The organism is Enterobacter cloacae complex sp. P6RS (assembly GCF_014982245.1).
Taxonomy (GTDB): domain Bacteria; phylum Pseudomonadota; class Gammaproteobacteria; order Enterobacterales; family Enterobacteriaceae; genus Enterobacter; species Enterobacter bugandensis.
The window spans coordinates 1-1,293 of sequence record NZ_JADCLB010000067.1; the positions used below are offsets into that span (position 1 = coordinate 1).

Annotated in this window: 2 protein-coding genes; both read right to left on the bottom strand. The window is 33.6% G+C overall.

All coding sequences use genetic code 11. From position 1 onward, the window contains the following. Positions 1-444: DUF262 domain-containing protein (locus INF73_RS21945; protein WP_193547350.1), on the bottom strand; the 444-nt coding region annotated here is incomplete at its 3' end. Beyond that, positions 441-1,037, bottom strand: a complete 597-nt coding sequence (locus tag INF73_RS21950; protein WP_193547351.1) for a hypothetical protein — start codon at positions 1,035-1,037, stop codon at positions 441-443. The genes INF73_RS21950 and INF73_RS21945, both read right to left, overlap by 4 nt. Positions 1,038-1,293 lie beyond the last annotated feature (256 nt).

The window sequence follows — 1,293 nt, forward strand, 5'->3', positions numbered from 1 at the left end:
CTCAATATCTGTTAATGAATAACTTGTTGCATTGAGTCGTTTGAAAGTTTCAATAACCTGATCTTTAGATATTGCGCCTAAATCTCTAACTGCAATATCATATTGCAAAAACTTTTCTTTATCTTCTTTTGGTAATGTTTCATATGGAGGAACAGTTGTTAGCTTTAAGTTTATATCACCTTCAAAATATTGTACTAACGTTGATACTCGCTGTAACCCGTCAACAAGTAACTGGTTTCCTTCCCCCGTGTCCAAGTCTACTTCACCATCACATATATATATTTCTGGAAAAGGAAAATCTCTCAGCACACTATCTATAAAATGATTTTTATCTTCACGCGACCATACTAAACGCCGTTGAAACTCAGGGCGAGGTATAAGGGAACCCTTCCTGACCATTCCAATTATCTCTCGAGTTTTTTTATTTGTAGCTGAAGTTTTCATATTAATTCTAAGTCCTTTTTACATTTAGCTATGCTTCGTGTTTGATACTTTTTAATGAACTCAACATCTCTATATAAAGCACCAGATATTTTTCTTCTGCCTAGAATTTTCTCACGACTTAATTCCTTTACAGCATCATTCCATTTATCGAAATAATTGAATCTAACGTCTTTTGGAAACTGATCTGGACGAAGCCACCCATAAACCAAATAGTCACCAAGCTTATTCATTCTGTGGGGCATGAATTGTTGCAAGTTTGCATACGAGTTTATTTCACCCCAGACCTTATCAAATAGAGTTGATGATGCAAAAGCAATATCCACATCAGAAAACTTAGAAAACTCTCTGAATGCTTCATAGTTCTGACCAGATTTCGTTTTTTTATTAAATAATCCGTAACCTATATTAGCAGATCCGACCACATAAATTTCATTCTCAGATATAGATATTCCAGTAGCTTCGGATATTTTATTTCTGACATAATCTAACTGATCATGACTAAAGTGAGCATAACTTTTAGGTATTATATATTCTTCTACAAAATCATTAGGATTCATGGTAAGTATCAATTTTTTAAGCTGATTAACATCCATTATTCACCTTTTTTAACCTTTTTAAAAAGCTATTACGTTCACTTTTTATACAATTATTATATCTTTTTAAAGGACATTGCAGCAATGCCTGCAAAAATAATATTTTAAAAGCCCCTGAGAATAAGGCAGCAACCTTTCGTTTAACATCCAGTAGCAAAACAGGTTAATTTGTTAATACTTTGTTGCCTCAGTGCATCATGTGACACGTTTATAACACAGCACTACCGCCTACAGAGGCAAGAATCCTGATAAACTC

Coding starts and splice junctions, on each gene's coding strand:
- INF73_RS21950 (WP_193547351.1), bottom strand. CDS start 1,037: ATGGATGTTAATCAGCTTAAAAAATTGATACTTACCATGAATCCTAAT.